Annotated in this window: 23 protein-coding genes; 15 read left to right on the top strand and 8 right to left on the bottom strand. The window is 68.9% G+C overall.

Annotated elements, in window-relative coordinates; genetic code table 11:
• Positions 1-8: 8 nt before the first annotated feature.
• The gene (locus ACRWNM_RS06275) at positions 9-488 is read left to right on the top strand and encodes a gamma-glutamylcyclotransferase (protein WP_431964388.1); all 480 of its coding nucleotides are present in this window, start codon (positions 9-11) and stop codon (positions 486-488) included.
• Positions 489-567: 79 nt separating this feature from the next.
• Here the strand turns inward: ACRWNM_RS06275 and ACRWNM_RS06270 are convergent, their stop codons facing one another.
• The 3 genes from ACRWNM_RS06270 to ACRWNM_RS06260 all read right to left on the bottom strand — a co-directional run bounded on the left by ACRWNM_RS06270 (position 568) and on the right by ACRWNM_RS06260 (position 3,891).
• Positions 568-1,734 carry a M20 family metallopeptidase gene (locus tag ACRWNM_RS06270; RefSeq protein ID WP_431964544.1) on the bottom strand — a complete coding sequence of 389 codons (1,167 nt, stop codon included), beginning with the start codon at positions 1,732-1,734 and terminating at the stop codon, positions 568-570.
• Between the two features lie 170 nt (positions 1,735-1,904).
• Positions 1,905-3,107, bottom strand: a complete 1,203-nt coding sequence (locus ACRWNM_RS06265; protein ID WP_431964386.1) for a M20 family metallopeptidase — start codon at positions 3,105-3,107, stop codon at positions 1,905-1,907.
• Positions 3,108-3,186: 79 nt separating this feature from the next.
• The gene (locus ACRWNM_RS06260) at positions 3,187-3,891 is read right to left on the bottom strand and encodes an enoyl-CoA hydratase-related protein (protein ID WP_431964384.1); all 705 of its coding nucleotides are present in this window, start codon (positions 3,889-3,891) and stop codon (positions 3,187-3,189) included.
• 91 nt (positions 3,892-3,982) lie between these two features.
• On the opposite strand from ACRWNM_RS06260, the gene ACRWNM_RS06255 reads away from it, so the two are divergent.
• On the top strand, positions 3,983-4,762 hold the full coding sequence (locus tag ACRWNM_RS06255; protein ID WP_431964382.1) for a purine-nucleoside phosphorylase: 780 nt from the start codon (positions 3,983-3,985) through the stop codon (positions 4,760-4,762).
• The gene (locus ACRWNM_RS06250) at positions 4,763-6,256 is read left to right on the top strand and encodes a phospho-sugar mutase (RefSeq protein WP_431964380.1); all 1,494 of its coding nucleotides are present in this window, start codon (positions 4,763-4,765) and stop codon (positions 6,254-6,256) included.
• Positions 6,257-6,296: 40 nt separating this feature from the next.
• Here the strand turns inward: ACRWNM_RS06250 and upp are convergent, their stop codons facing one another.
• Complete coding sequence (gene upp, locus ACRWNM_RS06245) at positions 6,297-6,920, bottom strand: uracil phosphoribosyltransferase (protein WP_431964378.1); 624 nt, start codon at positions 6,918-6,920, stop codon at positions 6,297-6,299.
• A gap of 157 nt (positions 6,921-7,077) precedes the next feature.
• On the opposite strand from upp, the gene ACRWNM_RS06240 reads away from it, so the two are divergent.
• From ACRWNM_RS06240 to ACRWNM_RS06220, 5 genes are all read left to right on the top strand, one after another.
• Positions 7,078-7,386: a hypothetical protein gene (locus ACRWNM_RS06240; protein WP_431964376.1), complete on the top strand. Its 309-nt coding sequence runs from the start codon at positions 7,078-7,080 to the stop codon at positions 7,384-7,386.
• A gap of 4 nt (positions 7,387-7,390) precedes the next feature.
• Positions 7,391-8,518, top strand: a complete 1,128-nt coding sequence (locus ACRWNM_RS06235; RefSeq protein WP_431964374.1) for a C40 family peptidase — start codon at positions 7,391-7,393, stop codon at positions 8,516-8,518.
• Positions 8,515-8,856: a hypothetical protein gene (locus ACRWNM_RS06230; protein WP_431964372.1), complete on the top strand. Its 342-nt coding sequence runs from the start codon at positions 8,515-8,517 to the stop codon at positions 8,854-8,856. The genes ACRWNM_RS06235 and ACRWNM_RS06230 overlap by 4 nt, the downstream gene beginning before the upstream one ends.
• A 189-nt stretch (positions 8,857-9,045) precedes the next feature.
• On the top strand, positions 9,046-9,393 hold the full coding sequence (locus tag ACRWNM_RS06225) for a YbaB/EbfC family nucleoid-associated protein (RefSeq protein ID WP_431964370.1): 348 nt from the start codon (positions 9,046-9,048) through the stop codon (positions 9,391-9,393).
• A gap of 26 nt (positions 9,394-9,419) precedes the next feature.
• Positions 9,420-10,664 carry a primosomal protein gene (locus ACRWNM_RS06220; protein WP_431964368.1) on the top strand — a complete coding sequence of 415 codons (1,245 nt, stop codon included), beginning with the start codon at positions 9,420-9,422 and terminating at the stop codon, positions 10,662-10,664.
• Positions 10,665-10,700: 36 nt separating this feature from the next.
• Here ACRWNM_RS06220 and ACRWNM_RS06215 read toward each other — a convergent pair whose 3' ends face one another.
• The 3 genes from ACRWNM_RS06215 to ACRWNM_RS06205 form a co-directional block, all read right to left on the bottom strand.
• A complete protein-coding gene (locus tag ACRWNM_RS06215; RefSeq protein ID WP_431964366.1) occupies positions 10,701-11,357 on the bottom strand; it encodes a hypothetical protein in 657 nt (218 codons plus the stop codon).
• Positions 11,358-11,417: 60 nt separating this feature from the next.
• A complete protein-coding gene (locus tag ACRWNM_RS06210; protein WP_431964364.1) occupies positions 11,418-12,515 on the bottom strand; it encodes an adenosine deaminase in 1,098 nt (365 codons plus the stop codon).
• A 144-nt stretch (positions 12,516-12,659) separates the two neighbouring features.
• Positions 12,660-13,949 (bottom strand): thymidine phosphorylase, encoded by a 1,290-nt coding sequence (locus tag ACRWNM_RS06205; RefSeq protein WP_431964362.1) that lies wholly within the window; start codon positions 13,947-13,949, stop codon positions 12,660-12,662.
• Between the two features lie 110 nt (positions 13,950-14,059).
• On the opposite strand from ACRWNM_RS06205, the gene ACRWNM_RS06200 reads away from it, so the two are divergent.
• Complete coding sequence (locus ACRWNM_RS06200; protein ID WP_431964360.1) at positions 14,060-14,308, top strand: hypothetical protein; 249 nt, start codon at positions 14,060-14,062, stop codon at positions 14,306-14,308.
• A 10-nt stretch (positions 14,309-14,318) separates the two neighbouring features.
• On the opposite strand, the gene ACRWNM_RS06195 is transcribed toward ACRWNM_RS06200, so the two are convergent.
• On the bottom strand, positions 14,319-14,720 hold the full coding sequence (locus tag ACRWNM_RS06195) for a cytidine deaminase (RefSeq protein ID WP_431964358.1): 402 nt from the start codon (positions 14,718-14,720) through the stop codon (positions 14,319-14,321).
• Between the two features lie 313 nt (positions 14,721-15,033).
• Between ACRWNM_RS06195 and sdhC the strand changes: the two genes are divergently transcribed.
• The 6 genes from sdhC to ACRWNM_RS06165 all read left to right on the top strand — a co-directional run bounded on the left by sdhC (position 15,034) and on the right by ACRWNM_RS06165 (position 19,243).
• Positions 15,034-15,432 carry a succinate dehydrogenase, cytochrome b556 subunit gene (gene sdhC, locus ACRWNM_RS06190; protein WP_431964356.1) on the top strand — a complete coding sequence of 133 codons (399 nt, stop codon included), beginning with the start codon at positions 15,034-15,036 and terminating at the stop codon, positions 15,430-15,432.
• Between the two features lie 5 nt (positions 15,433-15,437).
• Entirely contained in the window at positions 15,438-15,869 is a 432-nt protein-coding gene (locus ACRWNM_RS06185) for a succinate dehydrogenase hydrophobic membrane anchor subunit (protein ID WP_431964354.1), read from the top strand.
• A gap of 13 nt (positions 15,870-15,882) precedes the next feature.
• On the top strand, positions 15,883-17,652 hold the full coding sequence (sdhA, locus tag ACRWNM_RS06180) for a succinate dehydrogenase flavoprotein subunit (RefSeq protein ID WP_431964352.1): 1,770 nt from the start codon (positions 15,883-15,885) through the stop codon (positions 17,650-17,652).
• Positions 17,652-18,425 (top strand): succinate dehydrogenase iron-sulfur subunit, encoded by a 774-nt coding sequence (locus ACRWNM_RS06175; RefSeq protein ID WP_357460030.1) that lies wholly within the window; start codon positions 17,652-17,654, stop codon positions 18,423-18,425. Before sdhA ends, ACRWNM_RS06175 begins: the two co-directional genes overlap by 1 nt.
• 177 nt (positions 18,426-18,602) lie before the next feature.
• Positions 18,603-18,812 (top strand): type II toxin-antitoxin system VapB family antitoxin, encoded by a 210-nt coding sequence (locus ACRWNM_RS06170; protein WP_084501563.1) that lies wholly within the window; start codon positions 18,603-18,605, stop codon positions 18,810-18,812.
• A complete protein-coding gene (locus ACRWNM_RS06165) occupies positions 18,809-19,243 on the top strand; it encodes a PIN domain nuclease (protein ID WP_431964349.1) in 435 nt (144 codons plus the stop codon). The genes ACRWNM_RS06170 and ACRWNM_RS06165 overlap by 4 nt, the downstream gene beginning before the upstream one ends.

Below are 19,243 nucleotides of genomic sequence, written 5' to 3'. Positions count from 1 at the left end.
CTTTGCAGGTGCCGATCTACGCCGCCTACGGGTCCAACATGGACTCGACCCAAATGCTCGAGCGCTGTCCGCACTCCCCCATGTCCGGAACCGGGTGGCTGGAGGGCTGGCGACTGACCTTCGCCGGCGACGACATCGGGTGGGAAGGGCCGCTGGCGACGGTCGTCGAGGAACCGGGCTCGCGGGTGTTCGTCGTGCTCTACGACGTCTCGCCGGAGGACGAACAACTCCTCGACCGCTGGGAGGGCTCGGACTTCGGCATCCACAAGAAGATCCGGCTGCGCGTCACGCCGAGTCCGGGCAGCGGGACCGAGCCGCGACTGGCCTGGCTGTACGTACTCGACGCCTACGAGGGCGGCCTGCCCTCGGCGCGCTACCTCGGCGTGATGGCGGACGCGGCCGAAAAGGCAGGCGCGCCGGAGGAATACGTACACGCGCTACGCACCAGGAACAGCCGCAACGTGGGACCGGGCAACTACTCGACCTGAGACGACGAACCCCCGCCGCCGGGCGCTCACCCGGGCGGCGGGGTTCTTTCGTTTCGGGTTACTCGGCGCTGTGTGAAACTCAGCTCGGCTGCTGCTGGAGCACGATGTTCGACAACACCCGCACGCCCACCGCGAGCGCGCGCTCGTCGAGGTCGAAGGTCGGCTGGTGCAGGTCGAGCTGCTCGCCGTGGCCGGACCAGACGCCGAGACGCGCCATCGCGCCCGGCACCTCCTCCAGGTACCAGGAGAAGTCCTCGCCGCCGCCGGACTGGATGGTGTCGGCCAGCGCGTCGGGGCCGAGCGCGCGAATCGCGTCCTCGAAGATCCTGGTCGAGTGCTCGTCGTTGACCACGGGCGGCACGCCGCGGCGATAGTTGAGCTGGTATCGCACCCCGGTCGGCGCGAGCAGCCCGTCGACGATCTCGTGCACCATCGGTTCGAGCAGCGACCACGTCGCGTGGTCGCCGGTGCGGACGGTGCCGGTGAGCATGCCCGTCTGGGGTATGGCGTTCGGCGCCTTGCCCGCCGACACCGCGCCCCACACCATCACGGTGCTGGTCCGCGGGTCGATGCGGCGGCTGAGCAGGCCGGGCAGGCCGGTGATCACGGTGCCGATGGCGTAGACGAGGTCGCTGGTCAGGTGCGGCCGCGAGGTGTGGCCACCCGGCGAGTCCAGCACCAGCTCGATGGTGTCGGCCGCCGAGGTGATCGCGCCGACGCGAATGCCGACGCGGCCGACCTCCAGGCGCGGATCGCAGTGCAGCGCGAAGATCCGGTCCACACCCTCCATCACACCCGCGGCGACCAGGTCGATCGCGCCGCCCGGCATCACTTCCTCGGCGGGCTGGAAGACCAGCCGCACGCCGACCGGCAGGTCGGGCACCTCCACGAGCGCCAGCGCGGTGCCGAGCAGGATCGTGGTGTGCGCGTCGTGGCCGCAGGCGTGCGAGACGCCGGGCACGGTCGAGGCGAAGGGGAGGCCGGTGAACTCCTGCAGCGGAAGCGCGTCCATGTCGGCGCGCAGGCCGATGCGCGGGCTCTCGGGGCCGATGTCACAGATCAGGCCGGTGCCGCCGGGCATCTTCTGCGGCGACAGACCCGCCTTGGTCAGCCAGGCCGCGACGAACTCGGTGGTGCCGAACTCGGTGCGGGACAACTCCGGGTTGGCGTGGATGTGCCTGCGCCATTGCACGAGGTCGACTGCGTGCTCGGCCAGCCACGATTCGACCGCATCCCGGCCGGTCACGACGGTGTTCGTCGCGACGCCTGCCGGCGACTCCTGGTTCAGGCACGCCGCGCCCTTGGGCCCGGTGGCTCGCGCCGAGGTGTTCGACAATGCGGCACTCGCGGGGCCCTCCGTGGTAGCGCGCGCCGCCTCCTGGCCCGTCGCTCGCGCCGCCGGTCGGCCTGTAGTGCTCACCGAATGTCCTCCTGTCGTTGAACGAGTCGTTGCAACAACCTGTCTCTGTGTTCTTCATCGCGGGCGACGGCGATTGCGGTACGCGCGAGCGCGACCGCGCCATCGGTGACGGCGCGATCCGCAGAGGCGTTGACACTGGCCGCGGCGAAGCCCGGCTGATGTGTCACCGCCCCACCGGCATCTATGCCGATGACCGGATGAATGCCCGGGATGACGTTGGTGACATTGCCCATATCGGTGCTGCCGAGCGGTCGCTGCGCCTCGAGCTCCGGTGCGATCGGCACCCGTCCCAGGTCGGCGATCTGCTCGCGATAGGCACACAGTAATGCCGGATCGGGTGTCAGCTCGGTATATGTAGGTGCGAGCGTCCGGATTTCGTGGGTGCAGCCGGTCGCTAGGGCGCCCGCCTCGAAACAAGCCGACGCTCGTCGCATCAGATCGTCGAGGGATGCGGAGTCGACTGCGCGTAGGTAGTACAGCAGTTCCGCACGTCCGGGCACGATGTTGGGGGCTACGCCACCGTCGCTGACTATACCGTGAAGTTGCTGACCAGGGTGGAGATGCTGCCTCAGCAAACCAAGAGCTACCTGCGCGACGGTGACCGCGTCCCCCGCGTTGCGGCCGCGCTCGGGAGCCGCGCTGGCGTGCGCCTCGTGCCCGTGGAAGACCACGCCGATGTCGGCGAGGGCCAGCGAGTGCGCGCCCGCGATGTCGTACGGACCGGGGTGCACCATCATGGCCATCGCGACGTCGTCGAAGACGCCGCGCTCCAGCATGAGCACCTTGCCGCCGCCGCTCTCCTCGGCGGGCGTCCCGAGCACCACCACGGTGATGCCGAGTTCGTCCGCCACCTCGGCGAGACCGAGAGCCGCGCCGACGGCCGACGCGGCGATGATGTTGTGCCCACAGGCGTGCCCGATCTCGGGCAGGGCGTCGTATTCGGCGCAGATGCCGATCGTCAGCGGACCGCTCCCGTAGGCGGCGCGAAACGCCGTCGGGAGGTCCGCGACGCCGGTCCTGATCTCGAAACCGCGCTCGGCGAGCGGCGCGAGGACCTTGGCGACGCTGCGCGTCTCCTCGAAGGCCAGCTCCGGCTCGGCGTGGATGGCGTGCGAGAGATCGACCAGTCGCGCGGCCGCGGCCGCCACGGCGGCATCGGACGCCGCCGCGGCGTCGTCGGTGCTGCTCGGTGGTGGCATGGGACACAGTCTGGCACTGTGTCGCGATTCGAGCGCGCCGGTGCCCGTGCGTCCGGTCACATCGGAGCCGGACCAGGGGTTATCCGGCGGCGAACGCCAGGTTCTCCTTGGTGGTCGGCACGGCGAGTCCGGCCAGCGCTTCGGCGTGCAGCGCCCGCTTGATGACCGGCAGGTTCGGCTTGCGGTTGCCCGCGAGTGCCGCGGCGTATCCGACGGCGGTGTCCAGCAACGCATCGGCTTCGGCGGCCTGGTCCACGATGGCCGCCGCGACGGCCTGGTCGGCCGGGTAGCGGTGGCCGGTGGTCATGGCCTGCACGCAGACCTGGTTGCTCAGGCGATTGGTGAGCAGGGCGTTCATGCCGACGGTGAACGGCATGCCGAGGTGCACCTCGGGCAGGCTCCAGAAGCCGCGATCGGCCCGCATGACGCGGAAGTCGTGCGAGGTGGCCAGCATCGCGCCCGCGCCGAACGCGTGCCCGTTGATCGCGGCGACCGTCGGCATCGGGAAGGTCAGCAGCCGGGTGTAGAGCGAATGCACCTTGTCCAGGTAGCCGTGGATCTCGCCGAGGTTGCCGAACAGCCAGTCGGTGTCGAGACCGTTGCTGAAGAACTTGCCGGTGGCCGTGGTGACCAGCGCCGCGGGCCCCTCGGACGCCTCGACCTCGTCGAACAGCCGGTGCACCTCATCGATCCAGTCCGGATGGAAGCGGTTCTCGCTGTCGGTCTGTCCCTCGTTCCCGAGGTACAGCACGAACACATCACCCTGACGATCCAGATACGGCATGCGTGCAGCGTATCCGCCCTGGACACTTCCCCTACTCGCGGGTAGCACGCCGACGTGGGCGTGGCGCGGCAAAGCTCGATAGGGTGACGGCATGCTTGCCGAACAGGCCGCCGAGGCGATCGCGGAACGTACGGGAGTCGAGCGCCACCGGGTGGCCGTCGTGTTGGGATCGGGGTGGCAGCAGGCGGCCGCCGAGGTCGGCGCGCCGTCGGCGTCGGTGCCGATGCCAGAACTGCCCGGATTCGGCGAACCGACCGCGCAGGGCCACGTCGGCATGGTGCATTCGGTGCACGTCGACGAGACGCCGGTGTTGCTGCTGATGGGCCGCCAGCATCTCTACGAGGGCTATCAGCCCGCCGACGTGGTGCACCCGGTGTCCGCGGCGGTGGCGGCGGGCGCGGAGATCGTGGTGCTGACCAACGCGGCGGGCGGCATCCGGCCCGGCCTTCAGGTCGGCGAGCCGGTCCTGATCAGCGACCACCTCAATCTCACCGGCCGCACCCCGCTGGCCGGGGCGACCTTCGTCGACCTCGTCGACGCGTGGGATCCCGAATTGCGTGCGCTGGCAAGGGAAGTCGACCCGAGCCTGGCCGAGGGCGTGTACGCGGGCCTGACCGGGCCGCAGTACGAGACGCCCGCCGAGATCCGCATGCTGCGCACCCTCGGCGCCGACCTGGTCGGCATGTCGACGGTGCTGGAGGCGATCGCCTGCCGCGCGCTCGGCGCCAGGGTGCTCGGCATCTCGCTGGTGACCAACCTGGCCGCGGGCGTGACCGGCGAACATCTGTCGCACGCCGAGGTGCTCGCCGAGGGCAACGCGGCCGCGCCCCGGCTCGGCAAGCTGCTGCGCGGCGTCCTGGAGCGGCTCTAGATGCTGCGATTCGGGACCGCGGGTCTGCGCGGGCCGCTGCGCGAGGGCCCGGACGGCATGAACGTGGCGACCGTGAGCAGGGCGACGGCGGGCGTGGTCGACTGGCTGCGCGGCCGGTGCCTGGGAGGCGGGCGCGTCGTGGTGGGCCGCGACGCCAGGCACGGGTCCGCCGATTTCGCCGCCGCGGTCGCGGAAATCTTTGCGGCGGCGGGCTTTCCGGTCACGCTGCTGCCCGGCGCGGTACCGACGCCGGTCGTCGCGTACGCGGTGCGTGAGCTGGGCGCGGTGGCAGGCGTGCAGATCACCGCGTCGCACAACCCGCCCGCGGACAACGGCTACAAGCTGTATCTCGACGGCGGCTCGCAGTTGATCGCCCCGGCGGACACCGAGATCGAGCGCTGCATCGAGGCGGTCGGCGAGCCGATCCCGCGCGTCCCGGTCACGGAGTCCGACGACGAACTCGTGCATCGCTATCTCGCGCGGGTGGCCCGGCTGCCCGAACTCGTCGGCGGTCCTGGCGCGCGCGCCGACGTCCGGATCGCGTTGACTCCGCTGCACGGGGTCGGCGGCGAGGTCGCCGTGCGGGCGCTGGCCGCGGCGGGCTTCCCCGACGTGCACGTGGTGGCCGAGCAATTCGCGCCCGACCCCGACTTCCCCACCGTCGCCTTCCCGAATCCGGAGGAGCCCGGAGCGGCCGATCGGCTGCTGGCGCTGGCCGAGCGGGTGGGCGCCGACGTGGCCATCGCGCTCGATCCCGACGCGGATCGCTGCGCGGTCGGCGTGCCGGGCCCGGACGGCTGGCGCATGCTGCGCGGCGACGAAACCGGTGTGCTGCTCGGCGATTGCGTGCTGCGCACCGCGCCGCCGGACGCGCTGGTGGCCACCACGATCGTGTCGTCGCGGCTGCTGTCGAAGCTGGCGCAGGCCCGCGGCGCTCGCTACGCCGAGACGCTCACCGGTTTCAAATGGCTGGCCCGCGCCGGTGACGGTCTGGCGTACGCCTACGAGGAAGCCATCGGTCACTGCGTCGACCCGGCGGCCGTTCGGGACAAGGACGGCATCTCCGCGGCCGTCCTCACCGCCGACCTGGTGGCCAGGCTGAAGGCCGAGCGGCGCACTCTGCTCGACGAACTCGACGATCTCGCCGTCGAATTCGGCCTGCACGCGGGCGATCAGGTCGCGCTGCGGCTGGCCGACGCCGACGCCGCCGCGGCGGTGGTGGAGCGGCTGCGCGCCGACCCGCCCGGCGAGATCGCGGGCGAGCCGATGAAATACGCGGATCTGCTCCGGGCGCGCGGCCGGATGCGCACCGACGCGCTGGTCTTCGAGGGCACGGGCTCCCGCGTGGTGATCCGCCCGTCCGGCACGGAACCGAAACTCAAGTGCTACCTGGAGGTCGTCGAACCGGTCACCGATCGCGCCGGGCTACCCGCCGCGAGAAGCGCTGCCGCCCAACGACTCTCCACACTCGCCGAGTTCTGTCGCGCTCTGTAGCCGCGGGCGTGGAGTTGTCCGCCCGCCCGCGCCGAGCGCGTCAGCGCGGACCGAACTGGCGGTCGCCCGCGTCGCCGAGGCCGGGGACGATGTACGCGTCGGCGTTCAGGCCCGTGTCGACGGTCGCGGTCACCAGTCGTTCCAGCAGGCCCGACTTCTCCAGCACCGCAAGGCCTTCCGGCGCGGCGACGACGCAGACCGCGGTGATGTCCGTCGCGCCGCGGGCGGCGAGCAGTTCGAGGGTGTGCCGCATGGAGCCGCCGGTGGCCACCATCGGATCCAGCACGTACACCGGGATTCCGGCGAGATCCGCGGGCAGCGACTCCATGTACGGCATCGGCTGATGCGTGGTCTCGTCGCGGGCGATGCCGACGAAACCGACCTGGGCGTTGGGGATCAGCTCGGCCGCGGCGTCGACCATGCCGAGCCCGGCGCGCAGCACCGGGACGAGCAGCGGCGGCTGGGCCAGCCGCACGCCCTCGGCGAATGCCACAGGAGTTTCGATTTCGTACCTGGTCACGGGCGCCTCGCGCAGCGCCTCGTAGACGAGGATGCCGGTGAGATCGCGCAACGCGTTGCGGAAGACCGCGTTCGGCGTGCGCGCGTCGCGCATCGTCGTCAGCAGGGTGGCGGCGAGTGGGTGGTCCACGGTGTGCGTACGCATGAAGGAACGATAAGGTTCGAGACGAGTTCGGCGTCGAACGTCCTCGGGAAATTTTTTTTCGGACGCGGCGGAACCGAATGGCAAGGCGACGCGTCGAAACAGTTGGATGACGTACTCTGCCTGGGAACGAACAGATGGGGGAAGCACTATGGCAAAGATGTCGGCTGACACCGAAGGCATCGTCGCCTACGGCGCCACCGCCGAGGTGATGGCCGGTGAAATGGCCGGTGCCGCAGCGGGGGCCGCGGGCGCCTCGCCCGCGTTGCTCGGTCCGATCATGGGCCTCATCGGCGGGGATTTCATGGCCGCGTATTCCGCGGCGCACGCCGGACACGTCGCGTCGATCGCGCAGCTGTCGGCGGTCCTTTCCAGCATGGGCGGCGCGGCGGCCGGAGCGGCGACCGTGCTCACCGAGACCGATATGAACAACGCGGCCGCGCTGAGGTCCGCCGACCTGGACGGATGAGCCGGTGATCGACGTCAACCTCTTGGTCAAGCCCCTGCTCGATCTGCTCGGAAGCTTCGGCACCGGCGTGCTGCCCACCGGCGGCCCGGCCGACGCGCTGACCACCACGTCGGCGGCGCTGGATCAGCTGCACCAGTTGGGCCGCAACAGCATCAACCAGATGAACACCGCGTGGGACGGCGTCGCCGCCGACGCGGCGACCGCGAAGGCGCTGCGCGTGCAGACCTCCGCGGCCAATATCTCGGACCGCGGCAACGAGATGGCAACCGTCGTCGAACAGGCCGCCACCGAGGTCGAGACCGGGCAGAAGGATCTCGACACCATCGTGCAGTCCTTCGTGACCACCGCGACGGCGCTCGGGCCGACGATCACGACGCCGCCGGGTTTCATGGCGCTGGTCGGCACCGCCATCGACCATTTGAACCAGGGGCTCGGCGTGGTCGGCCGGGTACGCAACGAGCTGGACACGCAGACCGCGTCGATGACCCAGCTGACTCCGGCACCGTCCAGCCCGTCGCTCGCGTCGCTGCCCAGCGCGCTCACCAGTTCGGCGAGCTCCGGCATCTCGGGCCTGATGGGCGTCGTCGGCCAGGCCGGTTCGCTGGTCAGCAGCATCGCGAGCAGCTCGGCACAGAACGTCTCCAAGACGACCCCCGGCACCGGCAACAACTCGAGCTCGTCCAACTCCCAGAAACCCGGCAGCAGCAACACCACCGCCACGCCGAGCGGCAAGGACGGCGTGAAGATCACCCTGCCCGACGGCAGCGTCGTGGAGGCGCCGAACGAGAAGGCCGCGACCGCGGTCCAGTCGGCGCTGAGCGCGGTCGGTACCCCCTACGTCTGGGGCGGCAACTCCCCGGGCTCCGGCATCGACTGCAGCGGCCTGACCAAATACGCCTACAGCGAGGCGGGCGTCGAACTGCCGCGCCTGGCCCAAGAGCAGCACATCGGGCACCCGCAGGTCTCGCCCGGCGATCTGATGCCCGGTGACCTGGCCGTATGGGACGGCCACGTCGCCATGGTCGTCGGCAACGGGCAACTCGTCGAGGCCGGCGATCCGGTCTCGGTCAGTTCCATCCGAACGGAGAACATGGGTATGGAGTTCTACGGCTTCTACAGGCCGACAGCATGACCGAGCAGCAGGTCCCGAACGTCACCCTCGCGGTCAGCCAGAACCGGTCCGGCACCATCGCGGTGCGCGCGACCGACCAGGGCATGCCGGTCGAGATCAAGTTCGAACGCAGCGAATACCGTTACGGCGCCCAGGCTCTCGCCAACGAGATCCTGCGCCTGACCCAACGCTCGGCCATCGCCGCGCGCGCCAAGCGCCGCGAGGTCCTCGCCGAGGCGGGCATGCCCGCCGACGTCCTCGACCGGCTCGGACTGCCCACCCGGCAGCAGGCGGTCGACGAGCTGGACCGCATCGACGACGCCGACACGGGACCGACGAGCTGGATGAGGCCGGTATGACCGAGCGAAGCGAGCGAAACGAGGAGCTGGCCCCAATGAGCGAACACAGTGAGCGAATCATGTGCCAGCGCGCCGCGCGCATGCCGGAGCCGAGCGTCAGCGAGGTGCAGGCATGAGCGAACGCAGTGAGCGAATCATGTGCCAGCGCGCCGCGCGCATGCCGGAGCCGAGCGTCAGCGAGGTGCAGGCATGAGTGCGGAGATGGACGCGCTCGTCGCGAGTGCGACCCAGAAACTGGAGGCGCTCGAGGCCGCGCTGTACGGCCTCAAGCAGGTGCGAGGCCAGTTCACGACCGAGGACGGCGCGGTCACCGTCGAGATGAACAGCGAGGGCGCCCTGGTCGGCCTGACGCTGTCCGAGGCGGTCACGTCGATGGCGCCCGCCGACGTCTCCCAGCTGATCGTCTGGGCCTGCCGGCAGGCCTCCGAGGACGCGGGAGCGCAGCGCTCCAAGGTCGTTGCGACACTGAACGAGTCGTTCGCCCCGGCGCCCAACGGCGCGGCGGGCACTATTGGAGGCGGGCCGGATAGTGCCTGAGCCGGAAGGTCGATAGGCTTCCGCACATGGCTTCTGGAGACATCGTCCCGATCGAGCTCGGCCTGACCGACGGCGATCTCGTCACCCTGTGGGCACCGCGCTGGCGTGACGGTGACGACGAGTGGATGGCATTCCTCGGGCACGAGGATTCCCTCTACGGTTTCGACACCGTCGCCGAACTGGCCGCGTTCATTCGGACCAACTCCGACAACGATCTGGTCGACCATCCCGCGTGGAAGGTCGTCGCCGGTCTCTCGGCGGTGGAACTGGAGCCGGAGGAGAATTTCAGCTTCGACCTGGTCGCGGTGCCCGAGCTGGCCGCGGGCGACCCCGACGTGGAGAGCATCGCCGAGCTGGAGGACACCCTCGGCATGGTCCGCAATATCGGCGAGGTGTGCGAGCTGGAGACCGTCACCAAGTTCTTCGGCTCGCACCCCGTGCTCGGCGCGCTGCCGGGCGGGGTGAGCGCGTTCGTCGGGCGCGACGGTGAGGAACTCTGGGACCAGATCGGCGCCGCCATCGCCAAGGACTGGGACGCGGTGCTCGACGCCATCGACTCGGTGGTCGCCACCCCGGACGTGGACGCCGCGGCCGTCGCGGTCGCCGAAGCCGAATTGCTCGCGGCCGAGGAGAACGTGGTCGACGCCGACGACGCGGCCGACAGCGACGAGGACGAGGAATTCGAGTCTGTCGACCTGGACGAAGAGGACGAAGACGAGGACGACTCGTTCTGGCACGAGGTCGGCATCGACCCGGTCAAGATCGTGACCGCGGACGGCACCCACTTCACGCTGCGCTGCTACCTCGACGACGAACCGATCTTCCTCGGCAAGAACGGCTCGATCACCGTGTTCGGTTCCGAGCGCGCCCTCGCCCGCTACCTCGCCGACCAGCACGATCACGATCTGGCGAAGGTGAGCACCTACGGTGAGGTGCAGACCGCCGCCGTGGACGGTTCGCTCGAGGTCGAGGTGGACGACGAGAACGTCTACGTGCTGCCCGGCCTGGCCGATGATCTGGCCGAGGGCCCGGAGGCGGTCGACATCGAACAGCTCGATCTGGCCTACGAGCTGTTCACCGATGCCGCCGAGTACGCCGGGGACGACACCGTGGACCAGGCGCTGGCCCAGTCCACTCCTCTGGGCTGGTACGTCTCCTACCTGCTCAACCCGGACCCGACCCGGATGGCGCCGAACCCGCCGTTCGCCGCGGAGGCGCAGAGCTGGCGCGAGCTCGAGCGCGCGTTCGAGGCTCGGCTCACGCCGCAGTAGTCCACCGAGGTTGGGGCCGAATCGTTCGGCCCCAACTTATTTCAGCCGGATCCAGATGTGCTCGGAGTGCCCGAGCAGCCGCTCGTCCGCGCCGTACACCGCGGCGGCGGTGTAGATCTTGCGGCCCTGCTCGCCGCGGCTTTCCCCGACCACCACGCACGGCTCACCCGCCTCGGGCAGGCCGAGCACCGCGGCCGTCATCGAGCCGAGCAACGCGGGCCGGTCCAGCATGTTCGGCACCGACCAGCCACCAGGACAGTCCAGCGCCGCCCACAGCAGCGCGGCTCCGATCGGCAGCGATTCGTCCGGCGTCCACGGGGTCGCGACCACGTTCGCACGCACCGGGCCCGGAGTGAGACGCAGGCCGTCCTCGCGGGCGTTTCCGCACACGAAGCAGTACGCGAACATCTCGTTGGTCTCGTACGAGCCCGCGGCCGTTTCCGCCACCTCGCGCGGGACCGGTCCCGGGGTGTCCCGTTCGAACGCGCCCGCTCGCGATTCGGCGATCAGGCGCTCGCCGTCGAACAACTTGCCGTCCTCCAGCCGCAACGGCGTGTCCAGCGGGGCCGGATTGCGCAGCATGACCGTCACCGTGCCCTCGTCATGGTGTTCGGCGAGGCGTCCGGCGACGTAGCCGCCGTTACCCGAATCCGGCGGGCCGTTGAATCGACCGGGAATCTGCACAATCGTCACGACATCCCACGATAGACCGCCCTATCGGACTGCGCGCCGGACGTCCGTCCCCGCCCGCGCTCAGCCGAGCAGCACCGCGTACCCCGGCTTGATGATGTCGTCGATGATGCGCAGCCGTTCCGGGAACGGGATGAAGGCCGATTTCATCGCGTTGATGGTGAACCGCTCCAGATCGCTCCAGCCGTAGCCGAAGGTCTCGACCAGCTTCAGCATCTCCGCGCTCATCGTGGTGTCGCTCATCAGGCGGTTGTCGGTGTTGACGGTGACGCGGAAACGCAGCCGGGCCAGCAGGTCGAAGGGGTGCTTGTCCAGCGCGGGCACCGCACCGGTCTGCACATTCGACGACGGACACAGCTCGAGCGGAATCCGCATATCCCGCACGTAGTTGGCGACGAGCCCCAGTTCCGCGTCCTCCAGCGCGCCTGGCACGTGGATGTCGTCGGTGATCCGCACACCGTGCCCGAGCCGGTCGGCGCCGCAGAACGCCAGCGCCTCGTGGATCGACGGCAGCCCGAACGCCTCGCCCGCGTGGATGGTGAAGTGCGCGCTGTTCGCCCGCATGTACTCGAACGCGTCCAGGTGCCTGCTCGGCGGGAAGCCCGCCTCCGCGCCCGCGATGTCGAAGCCGCCGACGCCACGGTCGCGCCAGCGCACCGCGAGCTCGGCGATCTCGAGTGAGCGCGCCGCGTGCCGCATGGCCGTCAGCAGGCAGGTCACCACGATGGAATGTCCCGCCTCGGCGGCGGCCGCCTCACCTTCGCGGAAGCCTGCCAGGGTGTGCTCGACCACCTCGTCCAGGCTCAGGCCGCGCTCCAGATGTTGCTCGGGCGCGAAACGCACTTCCGCGTACACCACGCCATCGGCGGCCAGGTCCTCGGCGCATTCCCTGGCCACCCGGCGCAAGCCCTCCGGCGTCTGCATCACCGCGACGGTGTGCGCGAAGGTCTCCAGATAGCGCTCCAGCGACCCGCTGTCGGCCGCGGCGCGGAACCAGTCGCCGAGGGCGGCCTCGTCGGCGGCGGGTAGGTCGTCGTAACCGCAATCGGCGGCGAGCTCCAGCACCGTCGCGGGCCGCAGACCACCGTCGAGGTGATCGTGCAGCAGTGCCTTGGGAGCTTGGCGGATCGAGGCAAGGGTGAGCGGCATCGGTCCTGTCATGACCACACGTTAGCCGCGCCGCGCGGAATCGGCAGCGAACTCCCGGCGTGGCAACCATCTCGTTGCCGTCCGGCTACGACGTGGTCCACAGTGCGTCCATTCGGCGTTGCCGATCACGGTCGGCCGCACGCACGGAACCCGCGCTCAGGAAACGATTCGGTCCAAGATCAACGGGGCCTCCCCGGAAGGCGCGACGGCCTCGATGGTGATCGAATCCTTCAGTGCGGCAACGGCTCCGGGGATCACGTCGGGAGTGTCGGTGTGCAGGGTGAGCAACGCCGCTCCCGCGACGACCGAATCCCCCGGTTTGGCGTGCATCTCGATACCCGCGCCGAACTGCACCGGGTCGCCCTGGCGGGCGCGGCCCGCACCGAGGCGCCACGCGGCGATGCCGACACCCATGGCGTCCAGGCGGGTCAGGACGCCGTCGCGGTCGGCGCGCAGGGTTTCGGTGTGCCTGGCCCGCGGCAGGAGTGCGTCGGGGTCGCCGCCCTGGGCGCGGATCATCGCACGCCAGCAGTCCATCGCCCTGCCGTCGGCGAGTACGTCGGCCGGATCGACGTCCAGACCGGCCAGCGCCACCATCTCCCGGGCCAGCGCCAGGGTGAGCGTGACGACGTCGGCGGGTCCGCCACCGGCCAGCACCTCGACCGATTCGGCCACCTCGAGCGCGTTGCCCGCGGTACGGCCCAGCGGGGTGTCCATCGCGGTGAGCAGCGCGACGGTCCGCACCCCCTCGTCCTGGCCGAGCTCGACCATGGTGGTGGCCAGTTCGCGGGCGGCGCCCAGTTCCTTCATGAACGCGCCTGCGCCGACCTTCACGTCGAGCACCAGCGCGCCGGTGCCCTCGGCGATCTTCTTGCTCATGATCGAGCTGGCGATCAGCGGGATCGATTCGACCGTGCCCGTGACGTCGCGCAGGGCGTAGAGACGCTTGTCGGCCGGGGCGAGATCGGCGCCCGCGGCGCAGACCACCGCGCCGATCTTCGGATCGGCGAGGATCTCGCGCATGCGCGGCGTCGCGAGGTCGGCACGCCAGCCGGGGATCGACTCCAGTTTGTCCAAGGTGCCGCCGGTGTGGCCGAGCCCACGACCGGACAGCTGGGGCACCGCCGCGCCGCAAGCCGCGACCAAGGGCGCGAGCGGCAGCGTGATCTTGTCCCCGACCCCGCCCGTCGAATGCTTGTCGACCGTGGGGCGCGGCAGATCCGTGAAGTCCATCCGCCGCCCCGACGCGATCATGGCGGAGGTCCAGCGGGCCGTCTCCCTGCGCGTCATCCCGCGCCAGACGATGGCCATGGCCAGCGCCGACATCTGCTCGTCTGCGACCGCGCCCCGGGTGAACCCGTCGACCACCCAGTCGATCTGCGCGTCCGAGAGCTCCCCTCCGTCGCGCTTGGTCGTGATGATGGAAACCGCGTCCAAACCCGTCACCCGGCCAGTCTGGCACGACACCCCGGCGCGCCTGGTTCTTGTCGGACCGCTCCGATAGCCTCCCCGCATCAATCGATCGCCGAAAGCCGACTGCCGACAAGGGGGCAACCATGACCTGTTCGGATCTGGACCGTCGGATGGCCAGGATGGAGACGCGCGTCGCCGACCTCGAGGAGACGCTGCTGCGGGATGTTCGCGGCGTGAAGATCTTCGCGAAGCGGCTCGCGGCCCAGTCGTCGACCATCGGCGAGGGTGTCGCGCTCATGATGCAACGAATGGGCCTCACGCCTGTTCGGGTGCCGAATGCCGAGATGCCGACGCAGGCGGAGATCGACGAATCGTTCGAGGCCGACTGCTGACGAACGGCGACTACTGCTGCCCGGCGTCCAGGTCGTCGGGGCCGAAGGCGTCGGGTAGCAGTGTGCCGAGCCGGACGGGGCCCGCGCGGTGGTCCACCAGAAGATCCGGGCCGCCGTGCTCGTAGAGAAGTTGGCGGCAGCGACCGCACGGCATCAGGATTTCGCCGCGGGAATCGCAGACCGAGACGGCCGTCAGACGCCCGCCGCCACTCGCGAATAAGTTACCGACGAGTACGCATTCGGCGCAGAGGCCCAATCCATATGAGACATTTTCCACATTGCAACCGCTCACAATTCGACCATCCGGAGTGAGAGCTGCGGCGCCCACCGGGAAACGCGAGTAGGGCGCATAGGCGTTGCGCATTACTCGAATAGCATTGTCGTGCAAAACATTCCACTCGATTTCGGGCATCGAGAACCTCCCGCCGAACAACCGCGACAACGCCGCGCGACAGCAGCCGCACAGCCCATTACGCATCAACAAAGGTAAACCTAACCCAGCTGAATGTCGCGCAACGCACGGCACGCCGAATTAGTTCCGCGAAACCGAGAGGATTAGAGTCCACAACAGATCGGTTCAGGTTCCCGGCGGGCCCCGTGCAAACGGAGCACGTGCCACGGCACACATGGAGCACAGCGCAGCAACCTGGGCATTCGCCCCCTTCACGCGGCCGGCCCGGGACCTGAAACCGGGTCCATCAACGACGTTGGAGGCACCGCACTCTATGACCACGATCGAAGCTCCGGCCCAGCCGAAGCGGAAGACGCTGTACCGAGGCGACCCCGGAATGTGGTCCTGGGCGCTGCACCGGATCACCGGTGTCACCATCTTCTTCTTCCTCTTCGTGCACGTCTTGGACACCGCGCTGGTCCGGGTCAGCCCGGACACCTACGACCAGGCGATCGAGACCTACAAGAACCCGCTCGTCGCGCTGATGGAGATGGGTCTCGTGGTCTGCGTGCTGTTCCACGCGCTCAACGGCGTCCGCGTGATTCTCGTCGACTTCTGGGCGAAGGGCCCGCGCTACCAGCGCCAGATGCTCTGGATCGTGCTGGCCATCTGGGTCCTGGTCTCCGCCGCCGGTGTCGGCCGCCAGTTCTTCTACCTGTTCACGGAGCACTGATCACCATGACTGCACCTGTTCTCGGTAAGTCTCACGACCGGCCGGCCAGCCTGGATCTGCCCCGCTCGCCGCGTGCCCGCTCCAGCAACAACTTCGAGAAGTACGCGTGGCTGTTCATGCGCCTCTCGGGCCTGCTGCTGATCGTCCTCGTGATCGGCCACATGTTCATCATGCTGATGATCGACGGCGGCGTGCAGCGTCTGAACTTCGCCTTCGTCGCGGGCCGCTGGGCTTCCCCGTTCTGGCAGATCTGGGATCTCACCATGCTCTGGCTGGCCCAGCTGCACGGCGGCAACGGCCTGCGCACCGTGATCGACGACTACTCCCGCAAGGACTCGACCCGGTTCTGGCTCAAGACCCTGCTGGTCATCTCGATGATCCTGGTCATGGGCGTTGGCACCTACGTCATCTTCACCTTCGACCCCAACATCAGTTAGGAACAGGCCCTCGATGAGTGAATCGCGACCGATTCAGGAACACCGCTACGACGTCGTCATCGTCGGTGCCGGTGGCGCGGGCATGCGCGCGGCGATCGAGGCCGGTCCCCGGGTCCGCACCGCAGTGCTGACCAAGCTGTACCCGACCCGTAGCCACACCGGTGCGGCCCAGGGCGGCATGTGCGCCGCGCTGGCCAACGTCGAAGAGGACAACTGGGAATGGCACACCTTCGACACCGTCAAGGGTGGTGACTACCTGGTCGATCAGGACGCCGCGGAGATCATGGCCAAGGAGGCCATCGACGCGGTGATGGACCTCGAGAAGATGGGTCTGCCGTTCAACCGGACCCCCGAGGGCAAGATCGACCAGCGCCGCTTCGGCGGGCACACCCGCGATCACGGCAAGGCCCCGGTCCGCCGCGCGTGCTACGCCGCCGACCGCACCGGCCACATGATCCTGCAGACGCTGTACCAGAACTGCGTCAAGCACGACGTGGAGTTCTACAACGAGTTCTACGTGCTCGACCTGGTGCTCACCGAGACCGAGCGCGGTCCGGTCGCCACCGGCGTGGTCGCCTACGAGCTGGCCACCGGCGAGCTGCACGTCTTCCACGCCAAGTCGATCGTGTTCGCCACGGGCGGCTCGGGCCGGATGTACAAGACCACCTCGAACGCGCACACGCTGACCGGCGACGGCATGGCGATCGTGTTCCGCAAGGGTCTGCCGCTGGAGGACATGGAGTTCCACCAGTTCCACCCGACAGGTCTGGCCGGCCTCGGCATCCTGATCTCGGAAGCAGTCCGCGGTGAGGGCGGCATCCTGCGCAACGCCTCCGGCGAGCGCTTCATGGAGCGCTACGCCCCCACCATCAAGGACCTCGCGCCGCGCGACATCGTCGCCCGCTCGATGGTGCTCGAGGTGCTCGAAGGTCGCGGCGCCGGTCCGAACAAGGACTACGTGCTCATCGACGTGACCCACCTCGGCGAGGACGTGCTCGAGGAGAAGCTGCCCGATATCACCGAGTTCTCCCGCACCTACCTGGGCGTGGACCCGGTGAAGGAGCCGGTGCCGGTCATGCCGACCTGTCACTACGTGATGGGTGGCATCCCGACCCGTATCCGTGGCGAGGTGCTGCGCAACAACACCGACGTCGTCCCCGGCCTCTACGCGGCGGGCGAGTGCGCGTGCGTCTCGGTGCACGGCTCCAACCGCCTCGGCACCAACTCGCTGCTCGACATCAACGTGTTCGGACGCCGCGCGGGCATCGCCGCCGCGGAGTACGCCCAGCGCACCGAGTTCGTCGACATGCCGGAGAAGCCGGCGCAGATGGTGACCGAGTGGCTGGAGATGCTGCTGTCGGAGCACGGTAACGAGCGCGTCGCCGACATCCGCACCGAGCTGCAGTACACGATGGACATGAATGCCGCGGTGTTCCGCACCGAGGACACGCTCAAGCAGGCCCTCACCGACATCCACGCGCTCAAGGAGCGGTACGCGCGGATCACGGTGCAGGACAAGGGCAAGCGGTACAACAGCGACCTGCTGGAGGCCGTCGAGCTCGGCTTCCTGCTGGAACTGGCCGAAGTCACCGTCGTCGGCGCGCTGAACCGGAAGGAGTCGCGCGGCGGCCACGCCCGCGAGGACTACCCGGATCGCGACGACGTGAACTTCATGCGGCACACGATGGCCTACAAGGAGAGCCCGGAGCTCATCTCCGACATCCGCCTCGACTTCAAGCCGGTGGTGCAGACCCGTTACGAGCCGATGGAGCGTAAGTACTGATGACTGCTGTAGCCGAAGCACCCTCCTCGCAGAAGCCGGCTCCGGTCCCCGAGGGCTCGGTGATGATCACCGTCAAGGTGGCCAGGTTCAACCCGGAGGACGAGAAGGGCGCGCACTGGGAATCCTTCCAGGTGCCGGTCCTGCCGACCGACCGCTTCCTGAACGTGCTCATCTACATCAAGTCCTACCTGGACGGCACGCTCACCTTCCGCCGCTCGTGCGCGCACGGCGTCTGCGGTTCGGACGCGATGCGGATCAACGGCGTGAACCGGCTGGCCTGCAAGGTGCTGATGAAGGACATGCTGCCCAAGGGCGGCAAGTCGCTCACCGTCACCGTCGAGCCGATCCGCGGCCTGCCCGTGGAGAAGGACCTCGTGGTGGACATGGAGCCGTTCTTCGACGCGTTCCGCGCGGTGAAGCCGTACCTGATCACCACGGGTAACGAGCCCACCCGCGAGCGCATCCAGAGCCAGGCCGACCGCGCCCGGTTCGATGACACCACCAAGTGCATCCTGTGCGCCTGCTGCACCACCTCCTGCCCCGTGTACTGGAGCGACGGCAGCTACTTCGGCCCGGCCGCGATCGTGAACGCCCACCGCTTCATCTTCGACAGCCGCGACGAAGCCGCCCGCGAGCGCCTCGACATCCTCAACGACGTCGAAGGCGTCTGGCGCTGCCGCACCACCTTCAACTGCACCGACGCGTGCCCCCGCGGCATCGAGGTCACCAAGGCCATCCAGGAAGTCAAGCGAGCCCTGCTCTTCACCCGCTGATCTCCGGACCCGAACGGATCCACCGGCCAACGGCGAAGGCCGCCACCATCCAAAAATGGTGGCGGCCTTCGCCGTTGGCGCTTCTCCACGACCGGCACGCACCGATCCACGGCAGCGATGGTTACGAACATCTATCGATATTGCTGGGCACACAGCTGGAGATTTATCGTGAGACACATGAAGACCATGATCGACCTCAACGACGAAGCGCTGGCGCTGGCCGCCAAGGAGCTGGGCACGACCACGAAGAAGGACACGGTCAACGCCGCGCTCGAGTTCGTGGCCGATCGCAGGCGACGGATCGAGCAGGTGTTGAACGACCCCTACGGTTTCGGGGTAGGACCGGACATCGACGATCCGGAGATCATGCGCCAGGCTCGCCGTTGACCGAAACGACACCGCTGCGACTCCATCTCGTCGACACCTCGGCGGCCGCCCGGATCAGGCATCCACCGGTACGCAGCGTCATCGCGGGCCTCGTCGCCGATCGCGCCGCCGCGACCTGCGTCACCGTCGACCTCGAGACCGGGTACTCCGGTCGCAACCTCGCCGACGTACAGAACATCGGCCAGCGACGCCGTTCCCTGTACGTGAATCTGCCCATCAACGAAACCATCGCCGACCGCGCCCGCGAGGTTCAACTTCTGATGGCGCGCAGGAGTCAACACCGCTCGGCCGGAATCATCGACCTCCTGACCGCCGCTGTGGCCGAGTTCCACGGCGCGGTCCTCGTCCACTACGACGCCGACTTCGAGCACATCGCCGCGGTAACCCGGCAACCACAGGTATGGGTCGTCCCCCAGGGAAGCCTGAACTGA

The organism is Nocardia sp. bgisy134, assembly GCF_965341865.1.
Classification (GTDB): Bacteria; Actinomycetota; Actinomycetes; order Mycobacteriales; family Mycobacteriaceae; genus Nocardia.
Note: the sequence above shows the minus strand (reverse complement) of the source record. Positions and strands in the feature narration are given on the sequence as shown.

Coding starts and splice junctions, on each gene's coding strand:
- ACRWNM_RS06195 (WP_431964358.1), bottom strand. CDS start 14,720: ATGCCCGAAATCGAGTGGAATGTTTTGCACGACAATGCTATTCGAGTA.
- ACRWNM_RS06250 (WP_431964380.1), top strand. CDS start 4,763: ATGCTGCGATTCGGGACCGCGGGTCTGCGCGGGCCGCTGCGCGAGGGC.
- ACRWNM_RS06230 (WP_431964372.1), top strand. CDS start 8,515: ATGACCGAGCAGCAGGTCCCGAACGTCACCCTCGCGGTCAGCCAGAAC.
- ACRWNM_RS06200 (WP_431964360.1), top strand. CDS start 14,060: ATGACCTGTTCGGATCTGGACCGTCGGATGGCCAGGATGGAGACGCGC.
- ACRWNM_RS06255 (WP_431964382.1), top strand. CDS start 3,983: ATGCTTGCCGAACAGGCCGCCGAGGCGATCGCGGAACGTACGGGAGTC.
- ACRWNM_RS06210 (WP_431964364.1), bottom strand. CDS start 12,515: ATGACAGGACCGATGCCGCTCACCCTTGCCTCGATCCGCCAAGCTCCC.
- ACRWNM_RS06185 (WP_431964354.1), top strand. CDS start 15,438: ATGACTGCACCTGTTCTCGGTAAGTCTCACGACCGGCCGGCCAGCCTG.
- upp (WP_431964378.1), bottom strand. CDS start 6,920: ATGCGTACGCACACCGTGGACCACCCACTCGCCGCCACCCTGCTGACG.
- ACRWNM_RS06170 (WP_084501563.1), top strand. CDS start 18,603: ATGAAGACCATGATCGACCTCAACGACGAAGCGCTGGCGCTGGCCGCC.
- ACRWNM_RS06220 (WP_431964368.1), top strand. CDS start 9,420: ATGGCTTCTGGAGACATCGTCCCGATCGAGCTCGGCCTGACCGACGGC.
- ACRWNM_RS06260 (WP_431964384.1), bottom strand. CDS start 3,891: ATGCCGTATCTGGATCGTCAGGGTGATGTGTTCGTGCTGTACCTCGGG.
- sdhC (WP_431964356.1), top strand. CDS start 15,034: ATGACCACGATCGAAGCTCCGGCCCAGCCGAAGCGGAAGACGCTGTAC.
- ACRWNM_RS06225 (WP_431964370.1), top strand. CDS start 9,046: ATGAGTGCGGAGATGGACGCGCTCGTCGCGAGTGCGACCCAGAAACTG.
- ACRWNM_RS06175 (WP_357460030.1), top strand. CDS start 17,652: ATGACTGCTGTAGCCGAAGCACCCTCCTCGCAGAAGCCGGCTCCGGTC.
- sdhA (WP_431964352.1), top strand. CDS start 15,883: ATGAGTGAATCGCGACCGATTCAGGAACACCGCTACGACGTCGTCATC.
- ACRWNM_RS06240 (WP_431964376.1), top strand. CDS start 7,078: ATGTCGGCTGACACCGAAGGCATCGTCGCCTACGGCGCCACCGCCGAG.
- ACRWNM_RS06265 (WP_431964386.1), bottom strand. CDS start 3,107: ATGCCACCACCGAGCAGCACCGACGACGCCGCGGCGGCGTCCGATGCC.